Source organism: Paenibacillus sp. strain BS8-2, assembly GCF_054483835.1.
The window spans coordinates 4,005,470-4,021,730 of sequence record NZ_CM137010.1 but is presented as its reverse complement, the minus strand read 5'-3'; the positions used below and the strand labels follow the sequence as shown (position 1 = coordinate 4,021,730).

Genomic DNA, 16,261 nt, shown 5'->3' with positions numbered 1-16,261 from the left:
CCTTAGGGGGTACAAGGCGGTAAAAGCAAGCCTGACAACATTAGTAAATATGAAAAAAGACCACTAAATACCCGTAATTTGGGAATAGTTCGACTTTTTCGCTTAACTACAGCATGTACATTTAAAATATTCACTTCTGGCAAATCACTTTTTTAAAATTCAACCAACACCTTCGCATGGAGAAAGCCATTCTCCACTTCCAAGCCCAGGGCCAGCTCATCGAAGCTCCGCCTTGGCGCATATTGCGAACGACGATCAGCTTGTTCGTGGGCATGATCGTGACCCACCTCCTCATCTTGCCGGACGAGACGATAGGAGAAGACGTAGAAATCGACCGCACCGTCGACATCCTGATGTATGCGCTTGCCGGACGGCCGGAGAATTAAATCGGCCACCAGCCGGCAAGCCGAAAAAAACCTCATGAACCGCCCTTTAACAGGGGGAGCATGAGGTTTTTTTGTCGAAGCCTTCGAAGCAACGGTCCTTCCGGCATGGAAGACGGCGATGCGCCTCAGCGCGAAGAACTATGCCCTAATTGGCAACCTCCGGCTTGACGACACCTTTCTTAAGAATCAAATTCGCGTACAATGCGCTTTCTCCCGTCGCTACAACGGCATATGCCCGCTTCGCGCGTTCGTAGAAAGCGAACCGTTCGATCTCCTCGAAAGCATCATCCAGCCCCTCGCGCTGTTGAACGATGGAACGGTACGCCTCCCAGATCGGCGTCTCTGTCTTGTCGCCAGGCATAACGGCCATTAAACCGGCTGGCTGCTCCACGTATTGGTCCAGCGGGAATAATTGCAATATGGCATCGAGCAGCTCGGTGATGCCATGGCCATCGCAGCGCACCAGGCGCTGTGCATGACTTGCCGCCGGGAAATTACCATCGGCAAGTACGATCTCGTCACTGTGGCCCATCTCCATCAGCACTTTCAGCAGCTCTGGTGAAATAATGGGCGGAACACCCTTCAACATCGTTTATCCACCTCTCTAGACTGGCGTTAGAGCCATCGCCGCGAACCTAAGCAGTCCTTACTTCATCTTCTGAAGCAATTGAATCCGATAAGCTTCGCTCTCCAGTGAAGCAATTTCCTCAAATTCTTCTGTCGTAAGCGCCTTGGGCTCGCGAATCGCCTTCGCGATCAGATAGATTTTGGCGCTCTCCTCTACAACCTCCGTCCGGTAATACGCTTCGCGGAGATTGCGTCCAGTCGTCACAAGACCGTGGTTGCCGAGCAATACCGTACTTGCTTGATTGACGACCTCGACATAAGCATCAGCAAGCTTATCCGTTGTCGGCAGCACGTAAGGCAGATACAACGTCTTGCCAACGAGCGCGGCTTGATCCGGGAACATAATGGGCAGCTCCTGCTCGACTAGCGTAAACGCGATGCAATACGGCGGATGCGTATGCACGATTGCTCCGATATTCGGATTAGCACGGTATGCATAGAGATGCATCAGCACCTCCGAAGAAGGACGCAAACCGATATCCGTTATATCACCAGTCTCGATATCCACTTCCACCCATTGCTCCGGCTCGATCTCATCGAGCGCGAAGCCGCTTGGGGACAAATACATTTTTCCTTCATATTTGGCGCTGATGTTGCCACCAGGACCAACTACCAGCTTATTGGTTACTGTTTTGCGTGCGTATTTGCACAATTCTTCGCGTATGGCGGCACTGCTCATGTTGAAACAACCTCCAACGAACATCAAATTTTGATCTAGCGTGGCACAACCTTATATCCCAAGATACCAGCGATGGCATCTGCTTTGAAGCATTACTTGTAAAGCGGTCCGAAATTCTGGCAAGCGCGGAAATCGGCGCTTTCGGCATCTGCCGTACCGAACAGCCCCCATGCGCGCGGACGGAAGATTTGTTCCTCTGTCACATTGTGCATGTTGACCGGAATACGCAGCATTGCAGCTAATGTAATCAAGTCCGCTCCGATATGGCCATAGCTGATGGAGCCGTGGTTAGCTCCCCAGTTATCCATAACATCGTATACCGAGCGGAACGCGCCTTCGCCCGTCAGCTTCGGTGCGAACCAAGTTGTCGGCCAAGTGGAGTCCGTCCGCTTATCAAGCGTATCATGTACATCTTGCGGCAAATCAACGGAATATCCCTCTGCGATCTGAAGCACTGGACCAATACCTTTCACAAGGTTCAGACGGGACATCGTCATCGGCATACCGCCGCGTGTCAAGTAATCGGAGGAATAACCGCCGCCGCGGAAGTATTCGACCGAAGCAGGACGCCAAGACGTTGCATCCAGACACTTCTGAGCTTCGTCGTCGGAAATCTCCCAGAATGGTTTCATGACCGGTTGTCCGTCTCGCGTCTGTTCGCCCGTTCCGTCGAGTGTCGCAGGTCCGGAGTTAATGAGATGCAAGATGCCTCCTTCTGCCGCTCCTTCCAAGCGATGTCCCGTAACGCGTTCAACCGAATCCGGACTCCAGTATGTGCGGACATCCGCAAAGATCTGAGCCGTATTCGTCAGCAAATATCCGAACAGCATAACCGCCCCGTTAAGGCTGTCGTTCTCTGTTGCGACGATATATGGCGCGCGGATCCCGTTCCAATCGAACGATGAATTAAGTATCGCTTCCATGAAATCGCCATTCGGGAAATGATCCGTCCATTGGCGCTGACCTTGGAAACCGGATACGATCGAATTATGACCCATCGCTTCTTCGCCAAATCCAAGCTCTGCAAGACGCGGATTGCCTACCATGAGGTCACGGGCAATTTGGGTCATCTTCACAACCGTTTCCCAATCCTTGTCTTTGCTTTCTCGCGATGTCTGAATATTAGCCGGGTTATTGTCCGGTCCTTCGATACAATTCTCCTTCACCCAAGCGAGCGCTCTCTCGAACTCCTCGCCGTCGTAGATTCCTTCATCCATACGACGCACGAACTCGGACATATCGATGTATTCGGTGCGAAGTCCAAGATATTCCTGGAAGAACGCATCGTTTACGATGGAGCCTGCAATACCCATCGATACCGAGCCCATCGATAGATACGACTTGCCGCGCATGTAAGCAACCGCCAGACCCGCACGTGCAAATCCGATCAACTTGCCTTTGACGTCTTCTGGAATCGATGTATCGCCAGCATCTTGTACTTGCTCGCCGTAGATACCGAAGGCTGGCAGACCTTTCTGCGCATACCCGGACAATACGGCAGCGAGATATACCGCACCTGGACGCTCTGTGCCGTTAAAGCCCCATACCGCCTTAGGAATAGATGGATCCATGTCCATCGTCTCTGTACCGTAACACCAGCATGGAGTAACCGTGATGGACACGCCAACACCAGCTTTAAGGAACTTATCGGCGCAAGCCGCCGCTTCCGCCACTCCGCCGATACAACTGTCCGCGATCACACATTCGACAGGCTCACCGTTCGGATAACGAAGATGCTCCGACAACAATGCCGCCGTTGCCTTTGCCATATTCATCGTTTGCTCTTCTAGGGATTCGCGTACGCCTCTGCGTCTGCCGTCAATGGTTGGTCTGATGCCGATCTTGGGGAAGCCCGCAGTGAATCGCAGGTTATTCTCTGTCATGTGATTACCCTCCAATGGAATAATGTATGAGTAAAATGTTACCGATAACCCTAAATTAACAGCTTGAAGGGTTGCTGTCAACGCTTTCTTTTTAGTATGATAGAAACTAAGATACATCGAAAGGATCTAACAAAATGGTAACGATCTATGATATTGCAGCAAAAGCAAATGTTTCAGCCATGACGGTTTCTAGGGTTATCAATAACTCTGGACGAATAAGTGAAAAAACGAGAGCAAGGGTACGGAAGGTCATGGAGGAAATGAACTACGTGCCGAATCAAACTGCGAGGAGTCTTGTGCTTCAACAGACCAAGCTGTTGTTCTTGCTCATTACGGATATTACAAACCCTTTCTATACCACGCTTGCAAGAGGTGCTGAGGATGCAGCCAAACGCAAGGGCTACCGCCTCTTGTTCGGCAATAGCGACGAAAGTCTTGAGAAGGAAGCCGACTATGTATCAACCATATTGACGACTCGAGTAGACGGCGTGCTGCTTGCGCCTGCCGGCGATCCTTCACTGCCACATCTGGAATCGCTTCGTCGTCACGATGTGCCTTTTGTCTTGCTTGACCGTGAGGTGCCAGGCATCGGCTGCGATATCGTGCTCGGAGACAGCAAAGAAGGTGCCAGACAATTGGTCGCCCATCTCGCTGAAGCCGGACATGAGCGCATCGCCATGGTCAACGGATCTCCCTCCATCTCAAGCGCAAGACTGAGGCTGCAAGGGTATAGGGAAGGCCTCAAGCTGAGTGAGCTTACCTTTCGCGAAGATTATGTGTTCGAGACGAGCTTTGGCTCGCTCAACGATTTATCGGAGATGAATGCTTGGCTGGCTAGTCTAAACCCGCGGCCAACAGCCATTCTGACAGGCAATAACGTGCTCGCCGTAGAGATCATGCGCCTCCTTCATGAGCAAGGTCTCCGCGTCCCTGAGGACATGTCCATCGTATGTTTCGATGATCTCGGACCCTACGCAGACATTGTGCCCTTCCTGACCGTCGCCGCCCAGCAAGCTTATCAGTTCGGTTATATGGGCATGGAAATGCTGATTGATCGCATCCAGAACAAGGAACCCGCCCAGCCGTGGAAAAAAATCGTGTTGCCTGCCGAACTGCTTGTCCGTCGATCTGTTCGGAACATCGACAGGGAGTAACGACAAAGAAGCGTCTACAGTGCTAACTTACACGTTGACCCACAACATCTTCGTCACTCATAACCTTCTATTGGCCCCTCTATGATAGAGCGACGGAATTCAGTCGGCGACACGCCGCGCCACTTCCGAAATTGCTTCGTGAAGAACAATGGATCGTTAAAGCCGACCGAGGCCGCCACCTGCGCGATCGTCAGATCGCCAGAGAGCAGCTTCTCGGCTTTTTTCATACGAATTTTGTTCAGATATTGTTTTGGCGACAGCCCAGTCGTTTCTTTGAATAATTTCGTAAGATGTGCCCGATGATAACCAAGCTTTTGTGCGATGGCGCCTATCGATAGCTGTTGGCCGTATTGATATGACAACATCCTAATAGCCTGATCGACAAGATGTTGCCTGCCGTGAGCCGTATCCTCGATCGGCCGCTCTCCGGGACGTTCCATCACTCTGGCTTGATCTCCGCTCCCGAGAAACATTTCTGTAGCAACCGCGCTGCCTACTCCGTTGGTCAGAGCCGCAGCCCCCATGTCATGCAGGGCAATACGCAGCCACCCCGAGGCCGCTATATTGCAAAGCCCTGGTGTCGTCCCGTAATCTAGGCAGTCCCGAATGCTGTGGAACCAATCCACCTGCTTCTGCATCGACAAACCACGAATGACCGCCGTCTCAGGCGTAAGTCCAATACGAGCCAGCTCCTTCTCTGCCTTGTCTCCCCCGAAACCAATCCACATATAATTCCAGGGATCCCCTTTGTCAGCTTCATATTTGACCAGAATATCCGGAAAAATCAAGAACGCGTCACCTGCTCCAAGCCGATATTTGTACCCCAGCGTCTCGAACGTGCCTTCACCGCTAGTCACGACATGCACCAGGAAGTAATCATGAACGGCAGGACCGACATAATGACCGCCTACCACATCGGCTTCTCCGCTGAACAATACCTCGAGATCCCCCCTCGAAGGAGATGCATTAATCGATATTCCATACTGATAATGTTGCACAGAACCGTCTCCTTCCGCTCGCGTTTATCATTTCATCTTATACTATAGTACGACATTTCTCCATATAATGAACTCTTCTTTCCATATGAATTCGAAGGTTAGCGTTCTATACTGTAAGTGATTACATTGGCTGTGAACTTGCAGGTAGCCATCATTTATCATAACCTATTAGGAGGTTTTATTCCCATGTCCAAAATTACATTCATCGGTGCAGGAAGTACCGTCTTCGCCAAAAACATTCTTGGTGACGTTATGCACACGCCTGCCCTTCAAGGCTTCGAAATTGCTTTGTTCGACATCGATGCTTCCCGTCTCCAAGACTCGGAAACTATGCTGCAAAATATTAAAGTAACGAGCGGAAGCACAAACACCATCAAAGCTTACACGGACCGCAAAGAAGCGCTCCGCGGAGCCAAATATATCGTCAACGCTATCCAAGTAGGCGGTTATGATCCATGTACGATTACAGACTTCGAAATTCCGAAGAAATACGGCTTGCGCCAAACGATTGCCGATACGGTCGGTATCGGCGGTATTTTCCGCAACCTGCGTACGATTCCCGTCATGCTGGACTTCGCCCAGGACATCAACGAAGTGTGTCCGGATGCGCTGTTCTTGAACTACACGAACCCGATGGCTGTCTTGACGAATGTGATGAACACGTATGGCGGCGTTAATACTGTCGGTCTATGTCATAGCGTTCAAGTATGCGTGCCGCATCTATTCGACCACCTCGGCATGGAGTCCGAAGGCGTGAAATGGAATATTGCAGGGATCAACCATATGGCATGGCTGCTCGAAGTAAGCAAGAACGGCGTCGATCTGTATCCAGAGATCAAGCGCAGAGCAGCGGAGAAACAAAAGGAGAAACACGGCGATATGGTTCGTTTCGAGCTGATGAACAAGTTCGGCTATTATATTACGGAATCCTCCGAGCATAATGCCGAATACCATCCGTACTTCATCAAACGCAACTATCCGGAGCTGATCGAACGCTTCAACATCCCGCTCGACGAATATCCGCGCCGCTGTGTCGATCAAATTGAGAGATGGACGAAGATGCGTGACGAGCTAGTAAACGACAAAGGACTGGAGCATTGCAGAAGCCACGAATATGCTTCGTATATTTTAGAGGCAATCGAGACAGACGTACCTTACCGCATCGGCGGCAACGTGATGAATACTGGTCTGATCACGAACCTCCCGAAAGAAGCCTGCGTCGAAGTACCTTGTCTCGTTGACCGTAACGGCGTCACTCCAACGTTTGTCGGAGATTTGCCACCGCAGCTTGCGGCGCTTAACCGCACCAACATTAATACGCAGCTGTTGACGATCGAAGCGGCCATTACGAAGAAACGCGACCATATCTACCATGCAGCAATGCTGGATCCGCATACATCCGCTGAGCTGTCGATGGATGACATCGTATCCATGTGCGACGAGCTGATCGAGGCTCATGGCAGCTGGCTGCCGAAATATAATTAATTCGACTGAATCAATGCGAAACGTAAGCTCCAATAGCAAATAACGAAAGACCGTCATGTGGGTTTACAACAACCCGATATGACGGTCTTTCTTCGTAAAGACAGTTGATTTATAGTTGCGCCTTCCACCCTGCGTCTCCAGGCAGCGGGCAACGCTTCACCTTCAGCTTGGCAGCCACTCGAACGTAACAGCCGCAGACAAGGCAGGTTTCGCCTCCGGACAACTTGGGGCAGGAGCGGCAGTTCGCAAGCCGTTCCTCATAAACAACATCCGGCACGACATGCTGCGCAGAGCGGAACATCGGCGCGGACAGCAAGCGGTCGATATCCGCTTGCAGCCCTCCGAAGGCGGGGTCGCACCCCTTGCAGCCATCGTAGTCGGTTGAAGAACTCATTACGCTGGCCTGCCTTTCCGTTACGACCCAATCCGCAGGACTGTCACCGACATTGGCGACAATGTGACGCGCAAGCTCGTACCTTCTGCCTCAAATCCATAGAACGGTACCGGGGCAACGACAGCGGGCTGTTCAAACGTGTTGTGGGCGTCCATGCTTTGAGCTGTAAGCTCGGTGCCGTTTATGTTCATGCCCGCGACTGCCAAACCGCGCAAATCAATAGCAAGTTCCCCGCTATGGTTTGGATCAACGTTGCACAGACTAATATGAATGTTGCCTTCCGAATCTCTGGACGCGCTCGCCGAAAGTTTTGGGATGCTTTCGCCGCCATACGAATAGTTCTCCCCCGAAGCAAGCTTAAGCTCCAGGCGTTCCGCGTCGTGATGCACCTTGTACATATCGAAGACATGATACGTAGGGGTCAGCAGCATCTGTTCTCCCTCTGTGAGGATAACGGCTTGCAGGACGTTAACGACTTGAGCGATGTTCGCCATACGAACTCGATCATTGTGATCGTGGAAGATATGGAAGTTCAAGCCGGCAACCAGCGCATCGCGAATCGTGTTCTGCTGATACAGGAATCCAGGATTCGTACCAGGTTCCACGTTGTACCATGTGCCCCACTCGTCGATAACGAGACCTACACGCTTCTCTGGATCATATCGATCCATAATAGCGGAGTGTCGCGTGATGAGCTCATCCATACGTAATGTCTTCTTCAACGTCACAAACCAATCAGCTTCTGCAAAGCCAGTTGCGCTTCCCTTATCCGCCCATACGCCAGGCACCGTGTAGTAGTGTAAGGAGATGGAATCCAGATGGCGGTGAGCTTCTCGCATGAGCACTTCCGTCCACTCGTAATTGTCATCGTTGGGACCACATGCGATGCGATGGATTTTGTTGTCGCCATAGTTGCGTACGTAAGTTTGATAACGTTTATATACATCTGCATAATACTCAGGACGCATATTGCCTCCGCAGCCCCAGTTCTCGTTACCAACACCAAAGTAGGTCAGCTTCCAAGGCTTTTCCCGTCCGTTCTTTGCTCTAAGCTCAGCCATCGGAGAGATTCCTTCGAACGTCATATATTCGACCCACTCGGACATCTCCTGTACGGTGCCGCTGCCTACATTGCCGCATATGATCGGTTCACATTCCAACAGCTCGCACAGCATCATAAATTCATGAGTCCCAAAGTGGTTATTCTCCACTACGCCGCCCCAATGCGTATTAATCATCCGTTTGCGCTCTTCGCGAGGACCTATCCCGTCCTTCCAATGATACTCATCGGCAAAGCAGCCGCCTGGCCAACGCAGCGAAGGGATCGAGATTTGTTTAAGCGCTTGCAGGACGTCGTTGCGGATACCATTCGTATTGGGAATCGGCGAGTCTTCGCCAACCCAAATCCCTTCATAGATACATCTGCCCAAATGCTCGGAGAAATGGGCATACAAGTTACGATCCAGCTTGCCCATCGTTTGATCCGCTTGAATCGTCAGCAAATTACTGGTTGTCATCGCTCTAACCTCGCTATTCCATTAAAGTAGGGATGCTAATTGAATTGGTTGTTGGATTAATAACAATATAAATTCAATTAGCTTTTTAGTTAATCCTACTTACAGAATAGTCTGTTATGGTTATTTTAGCAATCCCTTTTTGTTCAGCCAGCTCAAATAATGATTGATTTGCGTGTCCCAATAACCCCAACTGTGATCGCCGGGGCCCTCGGAATAATCAAGCTCGTATCCGACAGCTGAGCAATGATCGCGGAACGTCAAATTCTCCTGGTATAAGAAGTCCTCCGTACCACACCATTGATACAACGGTGGCAGCTTTACACTGTTCTCCCTAGCCCGATTAAGTATCGCCAGCAAATCATTGTCACTGCCTTCAATTGGCGCATCACCGAAGATCAGGCCGAAGGAACGCTCACGCATCTCATCCCTTTTGGTTTTGTGAACAAATGCTGCGACATCAAGCACACCAGAGAAACTTGCTGCTGCAGCGAAACGATCCGGATGTCTGAGCGCCCATTTAAAGGCTCCATAACCTCCCATCGAAAGGCCGGCAACAAAGTTATCCTCCGGCTTGTCCGACAACGGGAACATGGAACGAGCAACAAACGGCAGCTCCTCGCTAATAAATGTCCAGTAATCGCCGCCGTATGCCATATTGGCATAATAACTGCGATGTACATTCGGCATAACTACCGCGATTCCGTAGTCCTCTGCATATCGTTCGATTGATGTTCTACGGACCCAAGTCGTATCGTCATCAGAAAAACCATGAAGCAGGAACAACGTTTTGTATTTCTTGTTTTCCGGCTCCGCTTTATCTCCTCGCGTCTGTTGTGGCAGCAGCACCATCATAGAAGTTTTAAGACCTAACGTTTCGGAGTAGAAATTACATGTGATCAAAGCCAAATCAAATACCTCCTCTAAGCGATTAAAAATGGATACTATCCATATTATGCTAGCAGAAAGGGAAGCGTAGGAAAATGATAATTTGACGACATGATTAGAGTTTTTTCATTTAATTCTCATAAACGCTCAGAATCGCCAGTCAGCCCAGCTTTTAGCTTCTCATTTGCGAAAAAGGGGGTGTTTCAACTGTGATATAGTGATTTTAACAAAAACATGAATCCAGAAAAGAAGGGATATACTGACACCATGAGAAACTTAAACCTGTTTAAACACATCGTAAAAATCGGCACATGCGGCGCTATCGTCTGGTCGGCCATTACGTTCGGCGCAAACGCGGATACAGCTCATGCTGCCACGCCAACCTCGACTGCTCTGATCAATAGCAGCAAACATTACATAGGCACACCATACCTATACGGAGCTTCTGCCAATTCGACTGCAGCCTTCGATTGCTCTTCGTTCACACAGCAGATGTTTGGTGCAATCGGCGTCTGGCTGCCTCGCACCTCTTCGGCTCAAGCCTATATGGGCAAGAAGGTAGACAAAGGCTCGCTCAGTATGGGCGATCTCGTCTTCTACAGCACGAATGGCGGCAAATCAATCAGCCATGTGGCCATTTACGCAGGCAGCGGCAACATCCTTCACAGCTCCAGCAGCAAAGGTGTTACCATAACGAGCATGAATTCAAGCTATTGGAAAACCAAATACGTCACCGCTCGCAGAGTATTGTAATTCTGTTGCGCACATGCCTAAAAGCGGCTTTGCCAATCACCCTTCCATTCAGATTTAGGGTATTGGCGAAGCCGCTTTTATGTTTTATAGCGCGACATTACGCTTATGCGTGATGTCGCGACTTGATTTTGATCCAATCCGGGCTAGCTCCTTCGACGTAACGGCTCGCCTTGGCTTTCCCCATTACGCCCTCCAATCCAAGAGATTCCGTCTTCACGAACAGATCGACTCCTCTCCCGCTTCGGAACGCCATTCTCTTATAATAGTTGTTGTTCTGCAAGATCGCCTGGAGCATCCTCTTACGCGCAAAGAGCGGGTAATTACGCAGATCGATGCCGTCATAATACAGAATATCAAATACGAAATATTGTAAAGGAAGCGTGGACATGGCTTCGCGAATACGCAGATGCCCCTTCATACGGAAACGCTGCTGGAGCGCTGCGAAATCCGTTCTGCCCGTCTCAGGCTCCACATATGCCAGCTCTCCGTCAAGCACGACATCTGCCGGCCTGCGCAGCGGTACTCCGTGGAGCTCAGGATATTGTCTAGTCACGTCATTGCCATGCCTGGTCAGCAAGCTGACTTTGCCTCTCTCCATAACAAGCTGCAAGCGCTGACCGTCGATCATCGGTTCGAATATGTAACGTTCGTCGTCAAACGGCTGATCACTTTCCGTGGCGAGCATAGGTTTCATAAACATAACTGGTGTCACCTCGTCCCCATCTTACCATGTTTATATACACAAATTCCTCGGTAAATACAGGTTCGGCTGACGAATAATACGTTTCCTTTATTCGCATAATACAAGTAGAAAAGGAGGCTGATGATGATGGCAAACAATAATCTTGTTGTACCGCAAGCACGTGCTGCACTTGAGCAAATGAAATATGAAATTGCCGGAGAACTGGGTATCCAGCTCCCTCAAGACGGCTACTACGGCAACATGACAACTCGGGATATGGGCTCTATCGGCGGCAATATTACACGCCGCCTTGTCCAGATGGCCGAGCAGCAAATGGCCGGTCGCCGCTAATTACAGCGACTATATTGTACTGGACAGAGAGCGCCACCTGCGCTCTCTTTTTGCTTTTGACTTCCATTCGTTAAGAAAAATCGGTAAAATGGGATAGAGCTGTCCTTGCTACATAATCAAGTAGTCATTTATGGAGAGAAAGGAATATCCCAATATGATCATTCAACCGAAAACACGCGGCTTTATATGCACGACCGCGCATCCAGAGGGCTGCGCCAAACAAGTTAAGCGCCAGATTGATTACGTGAAAAGCCAACCGGCGCTGCAAGGCCCGCGCAACGTACTTGTTATCGGCGCATCGACAGGCTACGGCCTTGCTTCACGAATCGTAGCCGCTTTCGGCTCCGGCGCGAACACAGTCGGCGTATACTTCGACAAAGCTGCCGAAGGAGCTCGTACGGCTTCTGCTGGCTGGTATAACTCAGCTGCCTTCGAAGAGGCCGCTGCTGCTGCCGGCACAAAGTCTTACAGCATCGTAGGTGATGCGTTCTCCGACGAAATCAAAGCCAAGACAATCGATTTGATCCGTACCGAGCTTGGCAAGATCGATCTCATCGTATATAGCGTCGCTTCTCCGCGCCGCACGCATCCTAAGACTGGCGAGACGTTTGCATCCGTTATCAAGCCGCTTGGCGAGACGTACACAAACAAAACCGTTAACTTCCACTCTGGCGACGTCACGCTGGCAACGATTGAACCGGCTACGGAAGACGAGCTTCGCCAAACCATTGCAGTAATGGGCGGCGAGGACTGGCAAATGTGGATGGACGAGCTCAGCGCGGCTGGCGTGCTGGAGGCTGATGTGACAACCGTCGCATATTCATACATCGGACCAGAAATTACGCATGCCGTTTATCGTGAAGGTACGATCGGAGCTGCCAAAAACGATCTGGAAGAAACGGCAAAACGTCTGAACGCCCAATTCTCGGCAACAGGCGGCCGTGCTTACGTATCCGTAAACAAAGCGCTTGTTACACAATCCAGCTCCGCGATTCCAGTCGTGCCTCTGTACATCTCTGCACTTTATAAAGTCATGAAAGAAAAAGGACTTCACGAGGGCTGCATCGAACAAATGTACCGTCTCTTCTCCGAACGCCTTTATGCAGCTGGCGGTACAGAAGTTGACAGCAAAGGTTTAATCCGCGTGGATGACTGGGAGATGAAACCCGAAATTCAGGCAGAGGTCGCTCAGTTATGGTTGGATCTGACGACCGAGAATGTGTACGAACTATCCGATCTCGAAGGTTATCGCCGCGAGTTCTTCCAGCTGTTCGGTTTCGAAACGGACGGCATTGATTACGAAGCAGAAGCGAATCCGGACGTTGCAATTCCGAATCTGCGATAGAAACAACAAAACGCTGAGCACCGGCAATGTCCGGTCGTCTCAGCGTTTTTGAGAGTTTGAATACGAAATAGAATGATACATACGGAGGGCAATATGCCGAATATTAAAATTTTCGCCGGATCATCGAATCCGGAGCTTGCCGAAGCAGTATGCAAGCAACTAGAGCTGCCGCTCGGCCGTTCGAACATCTCGCGTGCGCAAAGCGGCGAAATCCATGTGTCGTACGAAGAGACGATCCGCAATTTCCATGTCTATATCGTCCAGTCACTGTCGCATCCCGTTAATGAAAATCTGGTCGAATTGCTCGTCATGATCGATGCGGCCAAGCGGGCATCCGCCAAATCCATCAATATCGTCATGCCTTATTACGGATATGCGCGCCAGGAGCGCAAGTCGGCGCCTCGCGAGCCGATTTCGGCCAAGATGGTAGCGGATGTACTTACGACAGCAGGCGCGGATCGTATCATTACGGTTGACCTTCATGCAGATGCGATTCAAGGTTTCTTCAAAATAACGGTCGACCACCTGACGGCGCTCGACCTCATTATCGCATATTTGCGTTCGAAGTCGATCCACAATCCAGTGGTCGTATCCCCGGACGCCGGTCGTGCCACAACCGCGGAGAAGCTGGCCGGATTGCTGGATTGCCCATTCGCGATCATGATCAAGAACAGACCTGCGCATAATCAATCCGAGATTACACACATCATCGGTGAAGTCGAAGGAATGACGCCGATTATTATCGAGGATCTGATCGATACGGGCAGCACAATCGTGAACGTTGTAGAAGCGCTTAAGAAAAAAGGAGCCTACGACGCTTTTATTTGTGCGACGCATGGTTTATTCTCAGGCGAAGCCTTACAGAAGCTCGATCATCCCAACATTCAAGAAATCGTCGTGACCGACACCATTCGTATCGATGGAAACCACTCAGACAAATTTAAAGTGCTGGCTATGGCTCCGTTGCTCGGAACCGCCATCAAGATTATTACCGAGGGCGGCTCTATCGCAACATTGTTTAAGTCAGAATAACGGGTTACGTTTAATTGCCTTAAACCGCCAGAACTTCTGCCTTCAGATCTAGCCAGTCCATCTCTTCCTTCGTCAATTTGATTCGTGAGCCTTCGTCGCAGGACAACAGTTCCTGCGACGTCTGGGCACCAATCAAAGCGCAAGTCGGGAACGGCTGGCTTAACACGTAAGCTAAGGCAATCTGGATGGCGGATGCCCCCTTCTTCTCTCCCAGCTTTCTCGCGCGCTCCAGTCTCTCCCAGTTTCCATCATTGTAGAATACCCGAACCAAATCCGCGTTATCTCTAATTTCCGGCGTGAATCGACCCGTAAAGAAACCTCTCGCTTGCGAAGACCACGAAAGAAGCGGCAGACCTTCACGTTCATGCCACTCGCAGGTCTCTTCATCTGCCGAGACACAACCTGACCAGAACGGCTCATTAGGTTTGGCTAGACTGAGATTCGGACTGCTGAACGTAAATCCTTTTAACCCGTTCGCTGCCGCATATTGGTTAGCTTCCTGAATCCGTTGCCACGTCCAGTTCGATACGCCAATCGCCCCAACCTTGCCGGCATCGATATGCTCATTGAGCGCATCAACGATGACTTGCACCGGAATTTCAGGATTATCGCGATGCAATCCATACAGATCGATAAACCCCGTACGAAGCCTCTCCAAGCTGACAGACAGGTCATATGCAATGTCTTTGCGGCTGACACGTGGTCCATTGGCATCATGATGAGCTCCCTTTGTGAGAATAACGATGGAATCCCGGTTGCCGCGCTCCTCCATATAACGTCCGATAACCTCTTCGCTTTGCCCTTTGCAATAAATGTGGGCAGAATCCAGCGAGTTGCCGCCAATCGCAAGGAAGGCATCCATATTGGCAGACGCTTTCTCATACGCATCATGGTAGAAATAATCAGTGCCTTTCATCAAGAAGGAAACCGGTTTCTCGCAACCTTTTATTTTAATATATTCCATGTACAACACCCTCCTATAATGGTTATCAGATTGTGACTCTCGTTCTTTCTCTTGCGGATTGCAGGCTGGCATCAATTGCTTTCATATTATGGATAGCGTCTTCTGCACCATAACGAAGCGGCTCTTCTCCCCGGATTGCCCGGTAAAGCGCATCGGCTTGTTCCGAATAAGCATTAACATGTTTTACTTCGACCAAACGTCGCTCGCCTCTTGCATGTACATAGAAATCGCCGCTTCCTTCTTTCGGCGTAACGAATGCAGAGGGCACTTCGATGATCCCTTCCGTACCAAGCACCTCGAGCGGATTGCGGAACGCTGCCCACATGCCGCAGTCGAACGTCAGCGACACTCCGCCTTCAAACTCCATCAAGCCGGAAGCCATCATATCCACATCGTCATGCTCTGGTGAGAATATCGCTTGAACGGTAACTGCTTGCGGTTCTTTGCCCAGCAGCAGTCTGGCAGCATTAATCGGGTAACAGCCAACATCGTAGATGGAGCCGCCTCCCCATTCTTTGCGATACCTGACGTTTGTAGTATCCTTCGCATTGTTGAAGGTGAATGCGCTTCTTATTCCGCGCAGCTCGCCAATCTCGCCGGAAGCGATAATATCGCGGATTACGTCATAACGGGGATTCCAACGATACATAAACGCCTCCGACAATTGGACGCCCGCCTTGGTGCAAGCCTCGACCATCTCTTCTGCTTCCTGTGCGTTAAGAGCGAGCGGTTTCTCGCATAACACATGTTTGCCAGCTTCCGCTGCGCGAATCGTCCATTCTCTATGCAGATGATTAGGGAGCGGTATATATACAACATCGATTGATGGATCGGATAATAGTTCTTCGTAGCTGCCATATGCAGTCCCGATGCCATGCTCTTCTGCTGTGCGGGAAGCATTGTCAATATTACGGCTAGCGATTGCCGTTACTTCATTAAATTCGGAAGCTTGTACCCCTGGAATGACGGCACGTTTGGCGATTCCCGCACAACCGAGCACACCCCATTTGAGTTTATTAGCAGTCATTGTCAATTACTCCTTTGCATTTGATTAATACTATATTGTGATTATATGATTACAGCATTAAAATGAAAATAATAATATTTTGAAGTTTTCTAACACAAT

The 16,261-nt window shown here is 50.3% G+C and carries 17 protein-coding genes; 7 read left to right on the top strand and 10 right to left on the bottom strand.

The window, feature by feature from the left end; translation table 11 throughout:
• Positions 1-176: 176 nt before the first annotated feature.
• Positions 177-386 carry a hypothetical protein gene (locus tag ACX1C1_RS16985; RefSeq protein ID WP_458953360.1) on the top strand — a complete coding sequence of 70 codons (210 nt, stop codon included), beginning with the start codon at positions 177-179 and terminating at the stop codon, positions 384-386.
• 145 nt (positions 387-531) lie between these two features.
• On the opposite strand, the gene fucU is transcribed toward ACX1C1_RS16985, so the two are convergent.
• From fucU to ACX1C1_RS16970, 3 genes are all read right to left on the bottom strand, one after another.
• On the bottom strand, positions 532-975 hold the full coding sequence (gene fucU / locus ACX1C1_RS16980) for an L-fucose mutarotase (RefSeq protein ID WP_458953359.1): 444 nt from the start codon (positions 973-975) through the stop codon (positions 532-534).
• Between the two features lie 57 nt (positions 976-1,032).
• Positions 1,033-1,692, bottom strand: a complete 660-nt coding sequence (locus ACX1C1_RS16975; RefSeq protein ID WP_458953358.1) for a class II aldolase/adducin family protein — start codon at positions 1,690-1,692, stop codon at positions 1,033-1,035.
• A gap of 92 nt (positions 1,693-1,784) precedes the next feature.
• Positions 1,785-3,575 (bottom strand): L-fucose isomerase, encoded by a 1,791-nt coding sequence (locus tag ACX1C1_RS16970; protein WP_458953357.1) that lies wholly within the window; start codon positions 3,573-3,575, stop codon positions 1,785-1,787.
• Positions 3,576-3,709: 134 nt separating this feature from the next.
• Between ACX1C1_RS16970 and ACX1C1_RS16965 the strand changes: the two genes are divergently transcribed.
• Positions 3,710-4,729: a LacI family DNA-binding transcriptional regulator gene (locus tag ACX1C1_RS16965; protein ID WP_458953356.1), complete on the top strand. Its 1,020-nt coding sequence runs from the start codon at positions 3,710-3,712 to the stop codon at positions 4,727-4,729.
• A gap of 53 nt (positions 4,730-4,782) precedes the next feature.
• Here ACX1C1_RS16965 and ACX1C1_RS16960 read toward each other — a convergent pair whose 3' ends face one another.
• Entirely contained in the window at positions 4,783-5,727 is a 945-nt protein-coding gene (locus ACX1C1_RS16960; RefSeq protein ID WP_458953355.1) for an AraC family transcriptional regulator, read from the bottom strand.
• Positions 5,728-5,913: 186 nt separating this feature from the next.
• Here ACX1C1_RS16960 and melA point away from each other — a divergent pair, with 186 nt between their 5' ends.
• Complete coding sequence (gene melA / locus ACX1C1_RS16955) at positions 5,914-7,212, top strand: alpha-galactosidase (RefSeq protein ID WP_458953354.1); 1,299 nt, start codon at positions 5,914-5,916, stop codon at positions 7,210-7,212.
• 109 nt (positions 7,213-7,321) lie between these two features.
• On the opposite strand, the gene ACX1C1_RS16950 is transcribed toward melA, so the two are convergent.
• From ACX1C1_RS16950 to ACX1C1_RS16940, 3 genes are all read right to left on the bottom strand, one after another.
• Positions 7,322-7,606 (bottom strand): DUF6171 family protein, encoded by a 285-nt coding sequence (locus ACX1C1_RS16950; RefSeq protein ID WP_458953353.1) that lies wholly within the window; start codon positions 7,604-7,606, stop codon positions 7,322-7,324.
• A 20-nt stretch (positions 7,607-7,626) separates the two neighbouring features.
• Positions 7,627-9,123, bottom strand: coding sequence for an alpha-N-arabinofuranosidase (locus ACX1C1_RS16945; RefSeq protein ID WP_458953352.1), 1,497 nt, complete (start codon positions 9,121-9,123; stop codon positions 7,627-7,629).
• Positions 9,124-9,243: 120 nt separating this feature from the next.
• Positions 9,244-10,029, bottom strand: a complete 786-nt coding sequence (locus ACX1C1_RS16940) for an alpha/beta hydrolase (protein WP_458953351.1) — start codon at positions 10,027-10,029, stop codon at positions 9,244-9,246.
• A 246-nt stretch (positions 10,030-10,275) separates the two neighbouring features.
• On the opposite strand from ACX1C1_RS16940, the gene ACX1C1_RS16935 reads away from it, so the two are divergent.
• Complete coding sequence (locus ACX1C1_RS16935) at positions 10,276-10,761, top strand: C40 family peptidase (protein WP_458953350.1); 486 nt, start codon at positions 10,276-10,278, stop codon at positions 10,759-10,761.
• Positions 10,762-10,864: 103 nt separating this feature from the next.
• Here ACX1C1_RS16935 and ACX1C1_RS16930 read toward each other — a convergent pair whose 3' ends face one another.
• Complete coding sequence (locus tag ACX1C1_RS16930) at positions 10,865-11,461, bottom strand: ATP-dependent DNA ligase (protein WP_458953349.1); 597 nt, start codon at positions 11,459-11,461, stop codon at positions 10,865-10,867.
• Positions 11,462-11,590: 129 nt separating this feature from the next.
• Between ACX1C1_RS16930 and ACX1C1_RS16925 the strand changes: the two genes are divergently transcribed.
• From ACX1C1_RS16925 to ACX1C1_RS16915, 3 genes are all read left to right on the top strand, one after another.
• A complete protein-coding gene (locus ACX1C1_RS16925) occupies positions 11,591-11,794 on the top strand; it encodes a small, acid-soluble spore protein, alpha/beta type (protein ID WP_458953348.1) in 204 nt (67 codons plus the stop codon).
• Positions 11,795-11,948: 154 nt separating this feature from the next.
• Complete coding sequence (gene fabV / locus ACX1C1_RS16920) at positions 11,949-13,139, top strand: enoyl-ACP reductase FabV (protein ID WP_458953347.1); 1,191 nt, start codon at positions 11,949-11,951, stop codon at positions 13,137-13,139.
• 93 nt (positions 13,140-13,232) lie between these two features.
• On the top strand, positions 13,233-14,171 hold the full coding sequence (locus ACX1C1_RS16915) for a ribose-phosphate diphosphokinase (RefSeq protein ID WP_458953346.1): 939 nt from the start codon (positions 13,233-13,235) through the stop codon (positions 14,169-14,171).
• A gap of 19 nt (positions 14,172-14,190) precedes the next feature.
• On the opposite strand, the gene ACX1C1_RS16910 is transcribed toward ACX1C1_RS16915, so the two are convergent.
• Positions 14,191-15,135, bottom strand: a complete 945-nt coding sequence (locus ACX1C1_RS16910; RefSeq protein WP_458953345.1) for an aldo/keto reductase — start codon at positions 15,133-15,135, stop codon at positions 14,191-14,193.
• 25 nt (positions 15,136-15,160) lie between these two features.
• Positions 15,161-16,162, bottom strand: a complete 1,002-nt coding sequence (locus ACX1C1_RS16905; RefSeq protein ID WP_458953344.1) for a Gfo/Idh/MocA family protein — start codon at positions 16,160-16,162, stop codon at positions 15,161-15,163.
• Positions 16,163-16,261 lie beyond the last annotated feature (99 nt).